This is a genomic window from Rhizobium beringeri (assembly GCF_004306515.1).
GTDB lineage: Bacteria > Pseudomonadota > Alphaproteobacteria > Rhizobiales > Rhizobiaceae > Rhizobium > Rhizobium beringeri.
Window position 1 is genome coordinate 591,555 of record NZ_SILG01000004.1, and the last position, 14,113, is coordinate 605,667.

General features: G+C 59.7%; 19 protein-coding genes. 6 read left to right on the forward strand and 13 right to left on the reverse strand.

Annotated elements, in window-relative coordinates; translation table 11 throughout:
- Positions 1–191: 191 nt before the first annotated feature.
- Entirely contained in the window at positions 192–1,553 is a 1,362-nt protein-coding gene (locus tag ELH03_RS32355; RefSeq protein ID WP_128401739.1) for an FAD/NAD(P)-binding protein, read from the reverse strand.
- A gap of 217 nt (positions 1,554–1,770) precedes the next feature.
- On the opposite strand from ELH03_RS32355, the gene tauA reads away from it, so the two are divergent.
- From tauA to ELH03_RS32370, 3 genes are read left to right on the forward strand one after another with little or no spacing between them, the layout of a single operon-like run.
- The gene (gene tauA / locus ELH03_RS32360; protein WP_128411107.1) at positions 1,771–2,784 is read left to right on the forward strand and encodes a taurine ABC transporter substrate-binding protein; all 1,014 of its coding nucleotides are present in this window, start codon (positions 1,771–1,773) and stop codon (positions 2,782–2,784) included.
- 56 nt (positions 2,785–2,840) lie between these two features.
- Positions 2,841–3,629, forward strand: a complete 789-nt coding sequence (locus tag ELH03_RS32365; protein ID WP_128401741.1) for a taurine ABC transporter ATP-binding protein — start codon at positions 2,841–2,843, stop codon at positions 3,627–3,629.
- A complete protein-coding gene (locus ELH03_RS32370) occupies positions 3,626–4,480 on the forward strand; it encodes an ABC transporter permease subunit (RefSeq protein WP_128401742.1) in 855 nt (284 codons plus the stop codon). Before ELH03_RS32365 ends, ELH03_RS32370 begins: the two co-directional genes overlap by 4 nt.
- A 24-nt stretch (positions 4,481–4,504) precedes the next feature.
- On the opposite strand, the gene ELH03_RS32375 is transcribed toward ELH03_RS32370, so the two are convergent.
- The 7 genes from ELH03_RS32375 to msuE all read right to left on the reverse strand — a co-directional run bounded on the left by ELH03_RS32375 (position 4,505) and on the right by msuE (position 7,390).
- Complete coding sequence (locus ELH03_RS32375) at positions 4,505–5,272, reverse strand: gamma-glutamylcyclotransferase (protein ID WP_128401743.1); 768 nt, start codon at positions 5,270–5,272, stop codon at positions 4,505–4,507.
- Between the two features lie 3 nt (positions 5,273–5,275).
- A complete protein-coding gene (locus ELH03_RS32380) occupies positions 5,276–5,584 on the reverse strand; it encodes a hypothetical protein (RefSeq protein ID WP_128401744.1) in 309 nt (102 codons plus the stop codon).
- Positions 5,585–5,595: 11 nt separating this feature from the next.
- Complete coding sequence (locus ELH03_RS32385; RefSeq protein ID WP_128401745.1) at positions 5,596–6,177, reverse strand: RBBP9/YdeN family alpha/beta hydrolase; 582 nt, start codon at positions 6,175–6,177, stop codon at positions 5,596–5,598.
- A 70-nt stretch (positions 6,178–6,247) separates the two neighbouring features.
- Positions 6,248–6,397 (reverse strand): hypothetical protein, encoded by a 150-nt coding sequence (locus ELH03_RS37630; RefSeq protein WP_164902060.1) that lies wholly within the window; start codon positions 6,395–6,397, stop codon positions 6,248–6,250.
- Positions 6,398–6,410: 13 nt separating this feature from the next.
- Positions 6,411–6,587: a hypothetical protein gene (locus tag ELH03_RS37635; RefSeq protein ID WP_164902061.1), complete on the reverse strand. Its 177-nt coding sequence runs from the start codon at positions 6,585–6,587 to the stop codon at positions 6,411–6,413.
- A 33-nt stretch (positions 6,588–6,620) separates the two neighbouring features.
- On the reverse strand, positions 6,621–6,818 hold the full coding sequence (locus ELH03_RS32390) for a hypothetical protein (RefSeq protein WP_027667287.1): 198 nt from the start codon (positions 6,816–6,818) through the stop codon (positions 6,621–6,623).
- A gap of 11 nt (positions 6,819–6,829) precedes the next feature.
- Positions 6,830–7,390: an FMN reductase gene (msuE, locus tag ELH03_RS32395; protein ID WP_128401747.1), complete on the reverse strand. Its 561-nt coding sequence runs from the start codon at positions 7,388–7,390 to the stop codon at positions 6,830–6,832.
- Between the two features lie 418 nt (positions 7,391–7,808).
- On the opposite strand from msuE, the gene ELH03_RS32400 reads away from it, so the two are divergent.
- Genes ELH03_RS32400 through ELH03_RS32410 form a run of 3 tightly spaced genes read left to right on the forward strand, consistent with a single transcriptional unit; the run spans position 7,809 to position 9,153 of the window.
- Positions 7,809–7,994: a hypothetical protein gene (locus tag ELH03_RS32400; RefSeq protein WP_128401748.1), complete on the forward strand. Its 186-nt coding sequence runs from the start codon at positions 7,809–7,811 to the stop codon at positions 7,992–7,994.
- Positions 7,984–8,604 (forward strand): helix-turn-helix domain-containing protein, encoded by a 621-nt coding sequence (locus ELH03_RS32405; protein ID WP_128401749.1) that lies wholly within the window; start codon positions 7,984–7,986, stop codon positions 8,602–8,604. Before ELH03_RS32400 ends, ELH03_RS32405 begins: the two co-directional genes overlap by 11 nt.
- A 54-nt stretch (positions 8,605–8,658) precedes the next feature.
- Positions 8,659–9,153, forward strand: coding sequence for a hypothetical protein (locus tag ELH03_RS32410; RefSeq protein WP_233944139.1), 495 nt, complete (start codon positions 8,659–8,661; stop codon positions 9,151–9,153).
- Positions 9,154–9,325: 172 nt separating this feature from the next.
- Here ELH03_RS32410 and ELH03_RS32415 read toward each other — a convergent pair whose 3' ends face one another.
- The 5 genes from ELH03_RS32415 to ELH03_RS32435 form a co-directional block, all read right to left on the reverse strand.
- Positions 9,326–10,249, reverse strand: a complete 924-nt coding sequence (locus ELH03_RS32415; RefSeq protein ID WP_128401750.1) for a fatty acid desaturase — start codon at positions 10,247–10,249, stop codon at positions 9,326–9,328.
- A 127-nt stretch (positions 10,250–10,376) separates the two neighbouring features.
- Positions 10,377–10,973, reverse strand: a complete 597-nt coding sequence (locus ELH03_RS32420; RefSeq protein WP_128401751.1) for a 2-hydroxychromene-2-carboxylate isomerase — start codon at positions 10,971–10,973, stop codon at positions 10,377–10,379.
- Between the two features lie 55 nt (positions 10,974–11,028).
- Positions 11,029–12,066 carry an LLM class flavin-dependent oxidoreductase gene (locus ELH03_RS32425; RefSeq protein ID WP_130767371.1) on the reverse strand — a complete coding sequence of 346 codons (1,038 nt, stop codon included), beginning with the start codon at positions 12,064–12,066 and terminating at the stop codon, positions 11,029–11,031.
- Between the two features lie 7 nt (positions 12,067–12,073).
- Entirely contained in the window at positions 12,074–13,009 is a 936-nt protein-coding gene (locus ELH03_RS32430; protein ID WP_130767372.1) for an ABC transporter substrate-binding protein, read from the reverse strand.
- A 68-nt stretch (positions 13,010–13,077) separates the two neighbouring features.
- Entirely contained in the window at positions 13,078–14,022 is a 945-nt protein-coding gene (locus tag ELH03_RS32435; RefSeq protein ID WP_130767373.1) for an ABC transporter substrate-binding protein, read from the reverse strand.
- Between the last annotated feature and the right edge of the window lie 91 nt (positions 14,023–14,113).

Consider the following 14,113-nt stretch of genomic DNA (forward strand, 5'->3'; position numbering starts at 1 on the left):
AGTGTTGGACTTTGCACGCTCAACTTCCGCCGCGGCAGCCGAATGCAAGAATCGTATTATGGCGTACCAGATACTGTAGCTGTCGGCGGCCGGCAATTCAACAAGCGCCGTGCCGACCTGTAGCGCCGCCCGACTTTTCAGACGCGCAAAGGACGCTATAGCACTTTGATCTGCTGCCTACATGTCGCGAGCTAGCCTCTTGAAACGATCTCCTCAACCACGGCCTTGGCCTGCACCCGGATATCCGGAACGGCGGTGATCTCCCAGAATTGTCCTGCCGTCAGGGCGCCGACCGCAAACAGTCGGGCCGGCGCGATCCGGGACGGGGCCATCACCTCGGAAGCGGCATCCACCTGGATCCCAAGGCCAAGAGGATCGGGGACGATCAAGGCAAAGCGGCTCATCTCCTTCAAAAGTGGCGAATGACTGATCCCGGCTCGCTCCATTCCCGTGCAGTTGACGAGCCAGTCCGCCCTGATCTCGGCAATCTCGCGCGTTGATCTGACCCTGTAGCTCGCAACGAGCCGCCCCTCCTCGGCCCCCAGCGATTTCTGGAAGCCCGCGTGGAAACGAACAGTTCCGTCTAAGACCAGCTTCCCAAACCTGTCGAACACGTCAGGCGCGACCCGGTGACGATGAATGTTCCACCAGGGAAGCGCATGCCTGAGGAATCGTGCCCGCTCCTTGGTCGAAAGCCGTTGCCAGAGAGCCTGCGTTGCAGGCCTCAGACCGTCCATCACGGCTCGCCAGTCGGCAACCGTCCTGCTCTTTCCTCGCAGGGTCTTCAATATGTCGCTGATCGTATCTGGAAGCCTCTCGACGTCGATCGGCAGAGGCGCCGGCGGCTTCCACGCGTGTCCAAGCGGTGTAAGCCCGCGCCGCGAAAGCACATCGATCTTGCCGCTATGGCCATGGGCGCGAAGCGCAAGAACCTGATCGATCATCGTCAGGCCGGACCCGAGGATACACACCGCATCGGATGGTGCGACGCGCCTCAGCCACGAAAGCCGCCACGGGTTCTCGATGATCCGCGATCGCAGCGATGACGCGACTCCATCCGGAGCGACCGGCAGGGTCGCGTTCCCGACGCCGAGGCAGAGCACCACGTTCTTCCCGGCAATCTCGTCGCCATTGCCGAGATGAAAGGCCAGCGTGCTGCTGTAACGTTCCACGCATCCCGCCGCCTTGGCCTTGATGAAATCGACCCGGCAACGGCCGTCCCGCTTTCGAAGCAGCCGTGCAAGCGTATCGCGGACATAAAGACCGTAATCGCTGCGCGAGGCAAAATCGCCTGCCTGCAACCGGCGGCCATGGCTTTTCAGCCAGTCGACAAAGTCGTCGGGTTGATGCGGCAGCAGGCTCATGCGGCCGGCGGGAACATTGAGGCGATGGAGATAGAGCTCCGTCCGGTACGCCGTCCCGCGGCCGAAGCCAGGATCGTCGCCGACGACGGCGACCTTCGCCGAAGCAGGAAGCTGCTCGATGAGATTGCAGGTAACCGCGATCGCTGAAAAACCGGAACCGACCACGATAACATCATATGTCAAATGCATTCTCCCTGAAGCTCAGAACGTCATCAAGACATTTCGTCATTCAAGCCCCGTGTCGCTCACCGGTCTCTGCTGATCGCACGAGCGGCAGAATCACGAAAACAATTATCTCTATAGTCTATAAATATAGTTTGTTATTTCTCCCGCTAGCCCCTTCCCAACCATTACGCTTTTGAGGGTGAGATCAAGGGCCATGCGGCCCTGAACAAAGGGGCTCAAGATGAATTTCAGGAATTTGGTTGCCGCAATCGCCGTCGGCGTCGGCACTCTTGCAACGGCTGTTGTCGCTGACGCGGCGGACAAGAAGGTCGTCGTCGCCTATCAAACCGACGCCTTGCCGTCTTCCGTGGCGATCGCCAATGGCGAATTCGCCAAGGAGACGGGATACGAGATCGACTTCCGCAGGTTCAATTCCGGCGCCGAAATCTTTGCGGCGATTGCCTCCGGTGACGTCCAGGTCGGCTATGTCGGCTCCAGCCCGTTTGCGGCTGCAGTATCACGCGGGCTCGAGGTCAAGGCCTTTTACCTCGCCTCCATCTCGGGCATCGACGAGGCTCTCGTCGTCCGCAACGGTTCCGGCATCGAAAGCCTGAATGATCTGAAGGGCAAGAAGCTTGCTGCCGCGCCAGTGTCCACGGACCACTATCAGCTCCTGGCGCTCATCAAATCGCTGGGCCTGACCGAAAAGGACGTTCAGGTCTTCGCAATCCCTCAGCCCGAGATCGTCGCGAGCTATAACCGCGGCGATATCGATGGCGGCTTCGTCTGGGATCCGGCGCTCACCGAACTGAAAAAGAACGGGAAGGTCCTGGTGACCTCCAAAGAGGTGGCAGACAAGGGTGCGCCGACATTCTCGGCATGGGTCGCGACCTCGACGTTTGCCGCCGACAACCCGGACTTTCTGAAGGGCTTCGCTTCGGTCATCAACAAATACTACGCGTCCTTCGCCTCGGACAAATCCGCCTGGGGTCCCGACAGCGACAACGCCAAGTCGCTTGCCAAGCTTCTCGGCGGAACAGCTGACCAGCAGGCCTCGGCCCTGAAGAACCTCACGCTGCTGACACCTGAGCTCCAGGCATCGGATGCATGGCTCGGGGGCGGCGAAAAGGCGGGTGCCGGCAAGATCCTCAAGGACACGGCATCGTTTCTGAAGGAACAGGGCAAGGTTTCCGACGTGCTGGCGAATTACGGCGCCTTCGTCACCCCAGACGCGCTCACCGGCGTCAGCAACTGATCCTCCCCAGCGCCGGCGCGGCTTGCCGCGCCGGCGTCGAACCTGCGAGCGGCAACATGCTTAAAGTCGATCACGCCAGCGTTTTCTTCGCAGCCCGCGACGGGCGGACCGTTCACGCGCTCGATCGCGTTTCCTTCGATATTCCCGAACGGGGCTTCGTCGTCGCACTCGGAGCGTCAGGATGCGGCAAATCAACCCTGCTCAACGCGATTGCCGGTTTCCTTCCGCTTTCGGATGGCCGGATCACGCTCGATGGCCGCGCGGTCGAAAAACCCGGCGCAGACCGTGGCGTCGTCTTTCAGAAGGACTCGCTGCTACCCTGGAAATCGGTTGTCGACAATGTTGCGCTCGGTTTGAAATTCGCCGGGGTCAAGCGGAAGGAACGCCAAGCGCGCGCCCTGGAGCTTCTCCGGATCGTCGGCCTCGATGAATTCGCCGGCGCTTTTCCCTACGAGCTGTCGGGCGGCATGCGCCAGCGTGTCGGCATCGCACGGGCTCTGGCAACAAATCCGGACATCCTGCTGATGGACGAGCCATTCGGCGCACTCGACAGCCTGACACGCGAGCAGATGCAGGAACTGCTGGTTTCCATCTGGGATAAAACGGCAAAAAAGGTCTTCTTCATCACGCACTCGATCGAAGAGGCCTTGTTCCTGGGCACGCAGGTCCTGGTCATGTCACCTCGACCGGGACGCGTCGTGGCACGCTTCGATCTGGATTTCGTTCGCCGCTTCGCAGAGACCGGCGACGCCCGATCGATCAAGGCGTCGCCGCAATTTGCCGAGCTGCGCGAGGAGATCCGCGCCATTCTCCACAGCACCGAAGACCTCAGGAGCGCCGCATGAGCGACATAGTCCAGGCCCCGCCGATTGCGGCTGGTAGAGAGGACCGCCAGGTCAAGCTGGTAAAAATGGCAAGCTTCGGAGCCGGCGAGAAATCGACGGTGGCCATCAGCGTTGCCACGGCCCTGGCCATACTGCTGCTGTGGTGGCTGGTTTCGGCGCTCGGTGTCGTCCCTCACTTGTTTCTGCCGCGGCCGGACGAGGTGCTGACACAGATCGGCGCCATTTATCGCGACGGTTACGCCGGAGCGTCGCTATCCGAGCATATTTTTGCGAGCCTGTTCCGCATCGTGGTCGCCGCCCTCATCGCCGTCTCGGCCGGCATTCCGCTCGGATTGCTCATGGGCCTGAACCGCTGGGCAAAAGGAGTGCTCGACGCGCCGATCGAGTTTTACTGGCCGCTTCCGCCGCTCTCCTACCTGCCGCTGATGATCATCTGGCTCGGTATCGGCGAGACGTCGAAGATCACGCTGCTGGTGCTTGCGATGTTCGCACCGATCTGCCTTTCAGCCCAGGCCGGCGTTCGTTCGTTGCCGATCGAGCGCGTCAATGCCGCGCGTTCGCTGGGCGCAAGCCGGCTGCAGCTCTTTCTGGACATCGTCCTGCCGTCCGCCCTGCCCGAGATCCTCACCGGCATTCGAATTGCGCTCGGTGTCGGCTGGGGTACGCTGGTTGCGGCTGAATTGATCGCGTCCACGCGCGGGATCGGTTTCATGATCATGTCAGCGTCGCAGTTCCTGGCGACCGACGTCGTCTTCGTCGGCATCGGCATCATCGCGATCTGCGCGTTCACCTTCTCGGCCGCCATTCGTTTTCTGGAGGCGTTCCTCGTGCCCTGGAAGGGCAAGCTCTGACCAGATGCGCAGGGGGAACCATATTCAATGGCTTCCTGCCGCCGTGTTCAGCCCGTGTATGGCGACAAGCTCGGCTGCAACCAGCTTCTGAAGCCGCCATAAATTGCGGTCCCGGATGCCGCGTTCCTCCAGATGTTTCACCGTCAGATACAGATATTCGGCGCAGGAGCCCATGTGTCCGCAGGCTCTCGCAAGCACCTGCGCCACCGTCTCCAGCGGCAATTTGCGGGAAACACGCTCGCCCTTCGGACCAGCCCAAAAGACCAGCGCGCGCACCAGCCCATGCGCGGTCGCGACCGGGATCCAGCGAACCGTCGCAGCGTCTTCGATCGTGCCGACCTCACGGCGGATCAACCGCCGAATCTGGCCAAGGCGATCATCATCGGCAAGCCTGAAGACGATGCCGTTGCAACGCCCACCTCGGTCAAGTGCCATCATCAGGCCCGGCTGGGACCGCGTTCCCCGCCAGCGGGTCATCTGCAGGCAGAAGGAGCGATGCCACCCTCTTGTTGAGCCATGCTGCGATTCGACGGCATCGAAGTCCGGCTTCCATATCAATGATCCATAGGCGAAGATCCAAAGCGGGGCGCCGGTAGACTCCTGGAGAAGCCGGTTGGCGAGCATCTCCACCTCCGCTTCGGTCAGCGGTTTTCGATGTGGATCGGGGCCGACATCGATCGCGGGGCGAAGGCTCAGCGATACGAGTTCGTCCGTCAGAGCCATTCTTGATCCGGTCATTAAAAGTTTGCTTCCCCGGACCGTCACCAGCTTATACTCCCGGATATCCGTCATGCGTCAGTGCACCGTAAATCTGGCCGCATCGGCCTGGCGCCGCTGCAGGCTGCGTATCAGCATCGCGGCCTCCCTGACGATTGCCGAAAATGTCGCATCATCGGCCTCTGCGATCCTTCCCGTCATCTCGCGGATGATCGTCGTCAAATGAATGATGGAATGGCGATGCTGCGGATCTTCCGATCCCATTTGGGCATCGGCCATGGCGAGCAGCGTCTGCACCAGCCGCTCCATGGTTTGGCGGCGCCTCGTTCTCGAGTCGGCATTTGGATCTTCGCTAAGGCGCAGCAGGTCGGCGACAATGTCGGACATTGCGATTCCACTCACATCGCAAAAGCCGGCGGCATGGAAACGACATGCCTTCGACTGCGCGTTTGCGTCTTCAAGCCCTCCAGCAATCGGTAGCCGTTGCGCCAGCGGCCAAAGCCACTGGAAACATTGATATGCCCGGCAAGGCCGATATTCCTGGTCTCGGCGTTCCACAGGCGGCCGAACAGGGTCAACCGATCGACCGTCATGTAAGCATCGTTCATGCTGCCGACGACGATGCTTGGAAAAGGCAAAGGCGCCGTCGGCATGGTGCCAAACGAGATATGCCCCGGATGCAGGTTTTCCGTGGCCGGCAGATCGCATGGTGCAACGAGCAATGCCCCTTTGACGCGCCGCGCTGCACTTCGCCCGGCCAAGCGGGCGGCAAGCAGGCATCCGAGACTATGGGCAACCAGATAGGCCTCGCCGGCCTCTTCAAGCGCGTCTTCCAATCGCAGCAGCCAGTTGTCAAGGTCCGGATGATCCCAGTCGTCCTGGGCGACGCAACGACTGCCCGGCTGATCCTGCAGCCAGTGCTGTTGCCAATGCCCTTCTCCCGAGCCGAAAAGCCCGGGAAGAATAAGTACGTCGATCATCTGACGGCATCCTCTCTGAAGCCGCGCGCCGGTCTTTTTCCCGATCGGGGCAAACATCTGACCTCACTCATCAGACCAGCCCGATCACAAGGGCAAACAGGAATGAGAAGGAGCTGACGATCGTGCAGATTCCGGCCGCATGCCTGACTTGCGACATGACGCTGCCTTCCGCTCTTCTCGCACCGTGCCGACGCAGGTCGGTCTCAACGACAATCGCCATCACACCGTTCTCCTCAATACCAAAGGCCGGGCATGGTGCCCCAATAATGGAGTTCGTATTCGCGCGCGGACCGGTCACGCTCATCGTCCCGCGCGAACAATCCATTCACAGGCTCCCGCGCCGCCGGCACCTTCGGGTCGAGGAGCCGGCCGATTGCGCGCTTCAGCCAGAAGTGAAAATCAAGCTTCATGCGAACCTCCTGTCAGGGACTGCTATTCTTCGGCTAGGAAATCAGCGAATGACGTTGTGCATTGGCGAGAAGAACGTGAAGCGATGCCGTTGGTCCGTAGAGCATCAGCAGGCGGTTCTCCTCGCGTTTGGCGAGACGGTATCGTCGGGCGAATTCGAAGACGCTCCACAATTGCTCGCTTGGCCCCGGCCTTTCCGCATCCGTGATCGTCGCTTCCTGAGATCGAGCCATCGCGACGATCCTTACTCGGCTGCCGCCAGGGCCGGGTTTGCGCCCGGAAAGAAGGCCGCCAATTCGCCGATCACTTCGTTGATGCGGGCCAAAAGCGCGTCGGATGAAACCGCATAGTCTGTGAAATCGCGGTCGGACGCATAAACGGCGGTCGGCAAGGTATGGGCCATGAAAAAACCAAACAGCGGCCGAAGCTGATGCTCGACCATCAACGCATGCCGGTCACCGCCGCCGGTCGCCGTGATGATGATCGGCTTGCCCCGGAGTTCGTGGGGGTCGATCAGGTCGATGAGGTGCTTGAAATGGCCGGGATAGGAGCCCTTGTAGGTTGGCGAGCCGATGATCAGGGCATCGGCCTGCACGATCTCGTCAACGACATGCCTGGCCTGCGCGTCGAGATCCTTGCGCCACAAGGCGCTGCCCAGCGACGGACCGACATCATGCAGATCATAGGTCTTGCTCGTAAATCCGTAGCGAATGCTCGCACGTTCGGAGACGTGCCGGACGAGTGCCAATGTCTTCGATGGACGGTTGAAGCTGCCAGCGATGCCGACGAGTTTGAAACCTGACATGGTTTTTCCTCTCTTTGCGTTGCCTCAACTATTGTCTACAAAATTGATAGATTAAAGGAACGTGCATCTCTCCTTCTTCGCCTGGTTGAAAAAAACGTTCACCGCCGCTCCAGCACGCATAAGCTGCATGGCGATCGTCAAAGGGATTGTCGGTCCAACGACCGCTTCGACCTCGCGTGCGGGAAGACCGCAGGAAGGGAACTTGTTCGGCATCTTTTGGAGACGCTAATGCGGGTGCCATGATGATGGCGCGAGCCCGGCGAGAGCTCTTGCAAACTGCCCGCCATAAATGGCTTTGCCGCAAGGTCGAATATAATTGGTATAAGATTTCCGGTTCAGCGCAACGATTGGATGACCAGCCCTGCCTTTTCCTCTGCGGGAAATCTACACTCCTTATAGATTTTAGCGGGAGCTTTTCATGCCAGTGCAGACGGCTGATGTCATCGATTTCCAGGCCTACCGGCAATCGCGCAGCAAAGGTTCGTCCGATGCGTTCAAGGCGACTGCGGCCGTATCCTTTGCGATGCAGCCCGTTCTGATGTGGGTGCCCTATTGGGGTTTCGTCCCGGTCATGGCAATGGGCATTGCCGGATATGGCGTTTGATCAAGCGCTTCTTCCCGACGGCGAAGCGAGAGACACCGCCGAGGAGATCACCGTTCAGACAGGACAGAATTTGCGGCGCATTCGCACCCGCCGCGGTTACTCCCTGGACCGGCTGGCAAAGATCGCCGGTGTCAGCCGTGCCATGCTTGGGCAAATCGAGACCGGCAAAAGCAGCCCGACGTTAAGCATTCTCTCGAAGATCGCACTTGCTCTCGGTATTCCCTGCGCCGCTCTGATCGCCGAACGCGGCGAAACCTCGATCATCGCGGTACCACGGGCAAGATCGAAGATCCTCGCCTCTTCCGAAGGGCGCTTCCGGACACGGGCTCTTTTCCCCTTCGAAGGCGAGCGGAAGGTGGAATTCTACGAACTCAGGATCGCTCCGCACCATACCGAAAGTGCCGATCCCCATCAGCATGGAACAGTCGAAAATCTGGTCGTTGCCCAAGGAACCGTCGAAATCATTGCCGGCAAGCAGGCACCCCATATTCTGGGTGAAGGCGACGCCATCATCTTCGATGCAGACGTGCCCCATATCTACCGAAACATGACGGGAACTGAAGCGATCCTCTACCTGGTAACGACCTATCTCGAAGACGTTCGCGTCTGACGCAAAAAAGAGCCCCCGTCTCCGGAGGCTCCTGGTCGTTTCCTTGAGAGGCGGATGGCTCAGGCAGCCATCGTGCAGCACATCATCATGCCGCCGCAGTTCATCATCACGGGCATGCCGCCGGACATCATCGACATCATGCGCTTGCAGCATTCCATGAACATGTCCTTGTCCATGCCTTCCATCGGCTTCATTTCGCAGACCATGCCCTCGGCAGTCATGCTGCACTTCATGGAGCCCATCATCATCATCATCGGCATGGAGGCCATCATCGGCATCATCGCGCCGTTCATCATCGGCATGCCGCCCATCGGCATCATTCCACCCATCATCGGGTTCATCATGGCAGGCATCATGTTGTTCATCATCGGCATCATGTTCATGGCGGGGTTCATTGTCTCTCCAATCAATACAGCGGCGTTTCGCGTTTCAATGAACCGGGAGATAAAAGAACCAATTGCAGCAAACAATGTAAAAAAATCTTCCCATATCTTTTCCTCCAATAGAATGGAACGGTTTCGATGGGATTGTGCAATCTTGCCAAGATAACGGAATTCCGTCCGCTATCATCGCTCGAGCGGAATGACGCGCGCTTCGCCGGCCAGCGCCTGCCGCTTCGCGCGAGGCACCTCAGCAAAGGCGATTGGACTCACGCCCAGCAAAGCTGAGACGTGGCGAGGCACTAGCGGCTTAGACCCCGGATAGGATGGCGCCGTACCTGTTATGAATGATGAGGATGCGTCGGATCGTCGTGCGGCTTCAGAAAAAACCGGCGTGCGATGTCCCAATAGCCATCATAGACAAGCCCGCCATTCGAACGAACCAGCGTTTCGCGGTTGTGACGATAGACCGCCGGAAGGCGATACCAGGAGATGCCCGGCCGACGGTGATGGAGAACGTGCAGATTGTTGTAGAGAAACAGCAAGCCGAAGAGATGGCTGTTTTCGACGATGGCGGTGCGTTCCTCATGGCTTTCGGCATATCTGTGCTCGGCATAGGATCTGAGCCGCGTCATCGCAGCGCCCGTATAGACGAAACCGAGATAAAGCCACAGCGGCACGCCGCAGACGACCATCGCCCAGAAAAGGATGGGGGCAACGGCGATGCCGTGCATTGCCCAAATCCGCCGTCGTCCCGGTTCGTTCGCCCGTATCTGCTGGCATTCCTGTCCAAGGAAACTCAACAGCATCACCGCAGGACCGATAGTCAAACGGCCGAACAGGGTCGTGTTCCACCGCGCCAGCAATCTGCCGCTGGCGCCAAGTTGCTCCCAGGTAGCCTTGGTAAAATAGGAAGATTCCGGATCTTCGATCGGATCGGTCAGATATTCGTCGCGATGATGCTCCAGATGGCTTTCCTTATAGATCGGATAAGGCAGCCACAGTGACAGCGGTATCGACCCGATCGCGTCGTTTATCCTTTGGTTTCCCGTCGGATGGCCGTGAATGACTTCGTGCTGAAGGGATCCGTGCCAGGCAATCAACCAGCCTCCGGCGATCACGGCCACGATCAGCGGCAATGATTGCCACCACCATGCCAGCGCGAGAAATCCGCCATGGATGACGAGTGCGAGAATGACGGTCGGCCATTCCGTCGAACGCCTGGAAACAATGGTTCCGGCGGCTTGCGAAGTCCTGTCGAGCATGCGCGTGATTTCCCCATCAACCACACCAATCTATCGCAGGGCATCTGGAGTAGAGAATAAAGCCTATCTATTTTATAGGCTTATCTGAAAAAATCCGTCCACGGGGGCTGGATTGCTTAATCCAAGCCTAAGGCTTGTCGCCGTGAAGATGACGTTCGAGGAAGGGCAAATTGTCCTGTCCCCAATAGATCTCGCCATCATAGACATAGGTGGGAAAGCCGAAGACGCCGCTGTCGCGAGCATGCACGCGGTCCGCCGACCATTTGTTCTGGACATCGTCGTCGGCTTGTCGCTTGAGGAGTGCTGCGCCATCGAAACCCACTGATGTCACGATCGCTTCGCGCACGTCAGGCTTGCCGATATCCCTCGCCTCGCTCCAGAAGGCATGCTGCAGGGCGCGGGCAACGCCGATCCAATCCTGTCCGTCGAGATAGGCCGCAATCACGAAGAGGGACGCTGGCGTCGGATCACTCAAATCGGGGCGATGTTCGAGCCGCAGTTCCTTGCCGCGCACGCGCGCCCAGCGCTTGAGGTCCCGCGTCCAGTAGGCGCGCCGGATCTCCGGGCGGTTGCGCGAAAAGATACCACCATTTTCCTCGACCACCGTTGTCAGATAGGGCGTGATGACGACGTCGTTCTTCGCCGCAAGTTCGGCGAAGGCGTCGAAGCCGATAAAGGACCAGGGCGAGCCGATAGAAAAGAAGTACTCTACTGATTTGGTCACTGATGCATGTTCCCTGCGAGGTGATTGTTCTGGCGTCGAATGGGCAACGGTATTTTCAGGAAGCGGATCTAACTTCGGATTGCGCTTTCCATCCGAGTTCCGGTGCGATTGTTGTCACGAAGTCGCGGAGAATCTGGCGATATTCCTCGTGCTCGAACTCATAAGGGAGCTCCAGCCTCAACTCGCTGACCTCGGGCAGAATCGGATCGGCAAACAGCTGCGCCAATATCTCGTCCGATGTGCCGACGATATCACGGGCGAACAGGGTGCGCCGCTCGCCCTGCGGTGAAAGGGTTCGCTCATGGCGGCCATCGGCATAGTCTCGATATCGGCGGCGCGTTGCCGCATCGGCGCTATCGAAAGGCACGATGACGCGGCCGAGCGCGACCCGGCGCTGCGTGCCGGCGGCGCGATAGGTTTCGATCAATCGCGATTGTGCGGTGAAGAAATCATCGGTCCCCTCGCCCGTTATCACATTGCCGGTCAACAGGTTGAAGCCATTGCGGCCGGCCCATTCGGCCGAGCGCTGCGACCCGCTGCCATACCAGATCCGGTCGATTAAGCCCTTGGCATAAGGATGCAGCCGCGGCCGCTGCGGGCCGAAGGGCGTCTTGATCAAGGTCTGCTCGTCGCCGAGATATTTGCCGCGCAGATTGTCGGCAAAGCGCCGCACGCGATCATGCGAGAAATCGTAACCCGTCCAGTCGCCGTCGAAGACAAGCGGGGCGATCAGCTCGGCGTGCAATGGTCGTCCGGCGCTGACGCCGATATTCAGCCGCCCACGCGACAGAACATCGACGGTGGCGAGGTCTTCGGCCAGCCGATAGGGGCTCTCATAACCGATCGGGATGACCGCGGTTCCAAGCTCGATCCGACTGGTTCGCTGCGTCGCCGCCGCCAGGAAGGCGCTGGCCGAAGAGATTCCAGGCTCCAGGTGCCGCTGGCGGACCCAGGCACTGTCGAAGCCCAGATCCTCGCCATATTGCAGTTGCTGAAGCGTCTGCTCCAATCCCGACAACGGATCTTCGTCGGGATAATTGCCGGGGGTGAGGAAGCCGATATGGCTGATGGATATGTTGCCCACTCGTGCCATCCGATGGTCAGTATTTCGGCAGACCGGGCGGGTTGGTCTCGGATGCCGGCAAGGCTTCCTCGGAAAGATGCCAGTGGTCGAGGATTTTTGCGTAGGTGCCATCCTTGATCAGGCCGTTGGTGGCGACAGTCAGCGAATCGGCCAGCCCACTTCCCTTGCGGGTGGTGATCGCCACATCCGAGCGATCCGGCCAGCCGGCGCTCAGCGTGCCGACGCGCTTGATGTTCTTGTCGCGCGCGGCGATGAAGACAAGCTGTGCATGCGGCTGGACGATAACATCGGCCCGGCCGGACCGCAGCGCGAGAAGGCTTGCCGCCTCGTCGTCGTAATATTGCAGCTCGATCGGCTTCAGGCCCGCGGCAACATCTTCCTTGCTCCACTTCACCAGGATGCGCTCCTGGTTGGTGCCAGCCCCGACGATGATCCTGAGGCCGGCGGCATCCTTCGGCTCCTTGATCGAGGTGACAGGGCTGTCGGATTTTACGAAGAAACCGTGGAGACCCTGGCGGTAGGTGGAGAAATCGAACTTCTCCTTGCGCTGCTCGGTGACCCCGACATTGGAGATGACGGCATCATATTTGCCCGAGGCGAGGCCAAGCGGCCAGTCGATCCAGGCGACCGGCACCATCTCCAGCGTCAACCCGAGGCTGTCGGCGATGGCATAGGCATAATCGGGATCTGCCCCGACGACGCTCTTGGCATCCGTGGCATAGGTCGAAAGCGGAGGGCCGCCGGGACTGACGGCGATGGTGAACTTGCCCGGTGTGACGAACTTGAAATTCTCAGGGATTGCGGCAATCGCTGCATCGTTCCTCGCGGCATGAAGCCGGCCCGGCTGCTCTGGGCTGAGGTCGAAATCCTCCGCTGCTTGAGCTGCGCCGAAGGAAAGGGCCGACGCCATGGCGGCGATCAGCAGGGTCCGGAATGCCGGAAAGGCAATCATCGTCTTTAATCTCCAAATTGTCAGGCAGGAATGGCCGGCAGCAATGCCGCCGGCCCTATAGGAACTGATCAGGAGCCGCTCTTCGGCAGGCCGGGCGGGTTTGTCTGGGCTTTGTCGATCGCCTCCGGACCGAGGTTCCATGTATCGAGGATCTTCCGATAGGCGCCACTGGCGATCAGGTCGTTGACGACATCGGTCAAGGGCGCTGCCAGGCCGCTGCCCTTGCGTGTGGTGACGGCAATTTCGGCCGTGATCGGCCAACCGCCGCTGACGGTGCCGACGAGCTTGGTCTTGCCGTTTATCCCTGCCGAATAGGCCTGCGTCGCGTTCACGCTGAAGACGGTGTCGGCTCTGCCGGCCTGAACGGCGAGATCCTTGACCGCGTCGTCGTCATAATATTGCACCTCGATCGGCTTCAGGCCGGCGGCGACGTTCTCACGATCCCATTCCAGCAGGATTTTCTCCTGGTTGGTGCCGGCATCAGTGATGACCTTCAGGCCGGCAATATCCTTCGGCTGCTTGATCGAGGTGATCGGGCTATCGGCCTTGACGTAGAAGCCAAGCTCATCCTTGCGGTAGGTCGAGAAGTCGAATTTCTCCTTGCGCTCTTCCGTGACGGTCACGTTGGAGATCACCGCGTCGAACTTTCCGGAGGTCAGCCCCAACGGCCAATCGGCCCAGGCAACAGAAACCAATTCGAGCTTCAGGCCCAGGCTGTCGGCAATGGCCTGCGCCAGATCGACGTCGTAACCGATGACCGTCTTGGAATCGGAGGCATAATCATGCAGCGGCAGATTGCCGCTCGAGCTGATGCCGACGGTGAAAACGCCGTTTTCGACGAACTTAAAGTCCTTGACTTCGGCAATACGCTTCTCGTTCTTTTCCACCCGCAGCCGGTTCGGCTGCTCGGGGCTGAGATCGAACTTCTGCTGCGCCTGAGCGGAACCGAAACCGATAGCAGTAATGGTGACGGCTCCTGCTATCAGAAGCCTTGTCCTATCTGTAAATGTCATGCCCCTTCTCCATTTCATCTTTAGGTTGTGTTTTTTTAATTCGGCCGGAGCAGCCCGTCGCGGCCCGGCGTTTCGCCAGCGCTGTCAGGCG

What these genes read in the sequence shown, in the direction of transcription:
- ELH03_RS32370 (WP_128401742.1), top strand. Translation starts at nt 3,626, where the DNA reads ATGAGCGACATAGTCCAGGCCCCGCCGATTGCGGCTGGTAGAGAGGAC.
- tauA (WP_128411107.1), top strand. Translation starts at nt 1,771, where the DNA reads ATGAATTTCAGGAATTTGGTTGCCGCAATCGCCGTCGGCGTCGGCACT.
- ELH03_RS32435 (WP_130767373.1), bottom strand. Translation starts at nt 14,022, where the DNA reads ATGACATTTACAGATAGGACAAGGCTTCTGATAGCAGGAGCCGTCACC.
- ELH03_RS37630 (WP_164902060.1), bottom strand. Translation starts at nt 6,397, where the DNA reads ATGGCGATTGTCGTTGAGACCGACCTGCGTCGGCACGGTGCGAGAAGA.
- ELH03_RS37635 (WP_164902061.1), bottom strand. Translation starts at nt 6,587, where the DNA reads ATGAAGCTTGATTTTCACTTCTGGCTGAAGCGCGCAATCGGCCGGCTC.
- ELH03_RS32385 (WP_128401745.1), bottom strand. Translation starts at nt 6,177, where the DNA reads ATGATCGACGTACTTATTCTTCCCGGGCTTTTCGGCTCGGGAGAAGGG.
- ELH03_RS32375 (WP_128401743.1), bottom strand. Translation starts at nt 5,272, where the DNA reads ATGACGGATATCCGGGAGTATAAGCTGGTGACGGTCCGGGGAAGCAAA.
- ELH03_RS32380 (WP_128401744.1), bottom strand. Translation starts at nt 5,584, where the DNA reads ATGTCCGACATTGTCGCCGACCTGCTGCGCCTTAGCGAAGATCCAAAT.
- ELH03_RS32400 (WP_128401748.1), top strand. Translation starts at nt 7,809, where the DNA reads ATGCCAGTGCAGACGGCTGATGTCATCGATTTCCAGGCCTACCGGCAA.
- ELH03_RS32365 (WP_128401741.1), top strand. Translation starts at nt 2,841, where the DNA reads ATGCTTAAAGTCGATCACGCCAGCGTTTTCTTCGCAGCCCGCGACGGG.
- ELH03_RS32415 (WP_128401750.1), bottom strand. Translation starts at nt 10,249, where the DNA reads ATGCTCGACAGGACTTCGCAAGCCGCCGGAACCATTGTTTCCAGGCGT.
- ELH03_RS32390 (WP_027667287.1), bottom strand. Translation starts at nt 6,818, where the DNA reads ATGGCTCGATCTCAGGAAGCGACGATCACGGATGCGGAAAGGCCGGGG.
- msuE (WP_128401747.1), bottom strand. Translation starts at nt 7,390, where the DNA reads ATGTCAGGTTTCAAACTCGTCGGCATCGCTGGCAGCTTCAACCGTCCA.
- ELH03_RS32425 (WP_130767371.1), bottom strand. Translation starts at nt 12,066, where the DNA reads ATGGCACGAGTGGGCAACATATCCATCAGCCATATCGGCTTCCTCACC.
- ELH03_RS32355 (WP_128401739.1), bottom strand. Translation starts at nt 1,553, where the DNA reads ATGCATTTGACATATGATGTTATCGTGGTCGGTTCCGGTTTTTCAGCG.
- ELH03_RS32430 (WP_130767372.1), bottom strand. Translation starts at nt 13,009, where the DNA reads ATGATTGCCTTTCCGGCATTCCGGACCCTGCTGATCGCCGCCATGGCG.
- ELH03_RS32410 (WP_233944139.1), top strand. Translation starts at nt 8,659, where the DNA reads ATGGCTCAGGCAGCCATCGTGCAGCACATCATCATGCCGCCGCAGTTC.
- ELH03_RS32405 (WP_128401749.1), top strand. Translation starts at nt 7,984, where the DNA reads ATGGCGTTTGATCAAGCGCTTCTTCCCGACGGCGAAGCGAGAGACACC.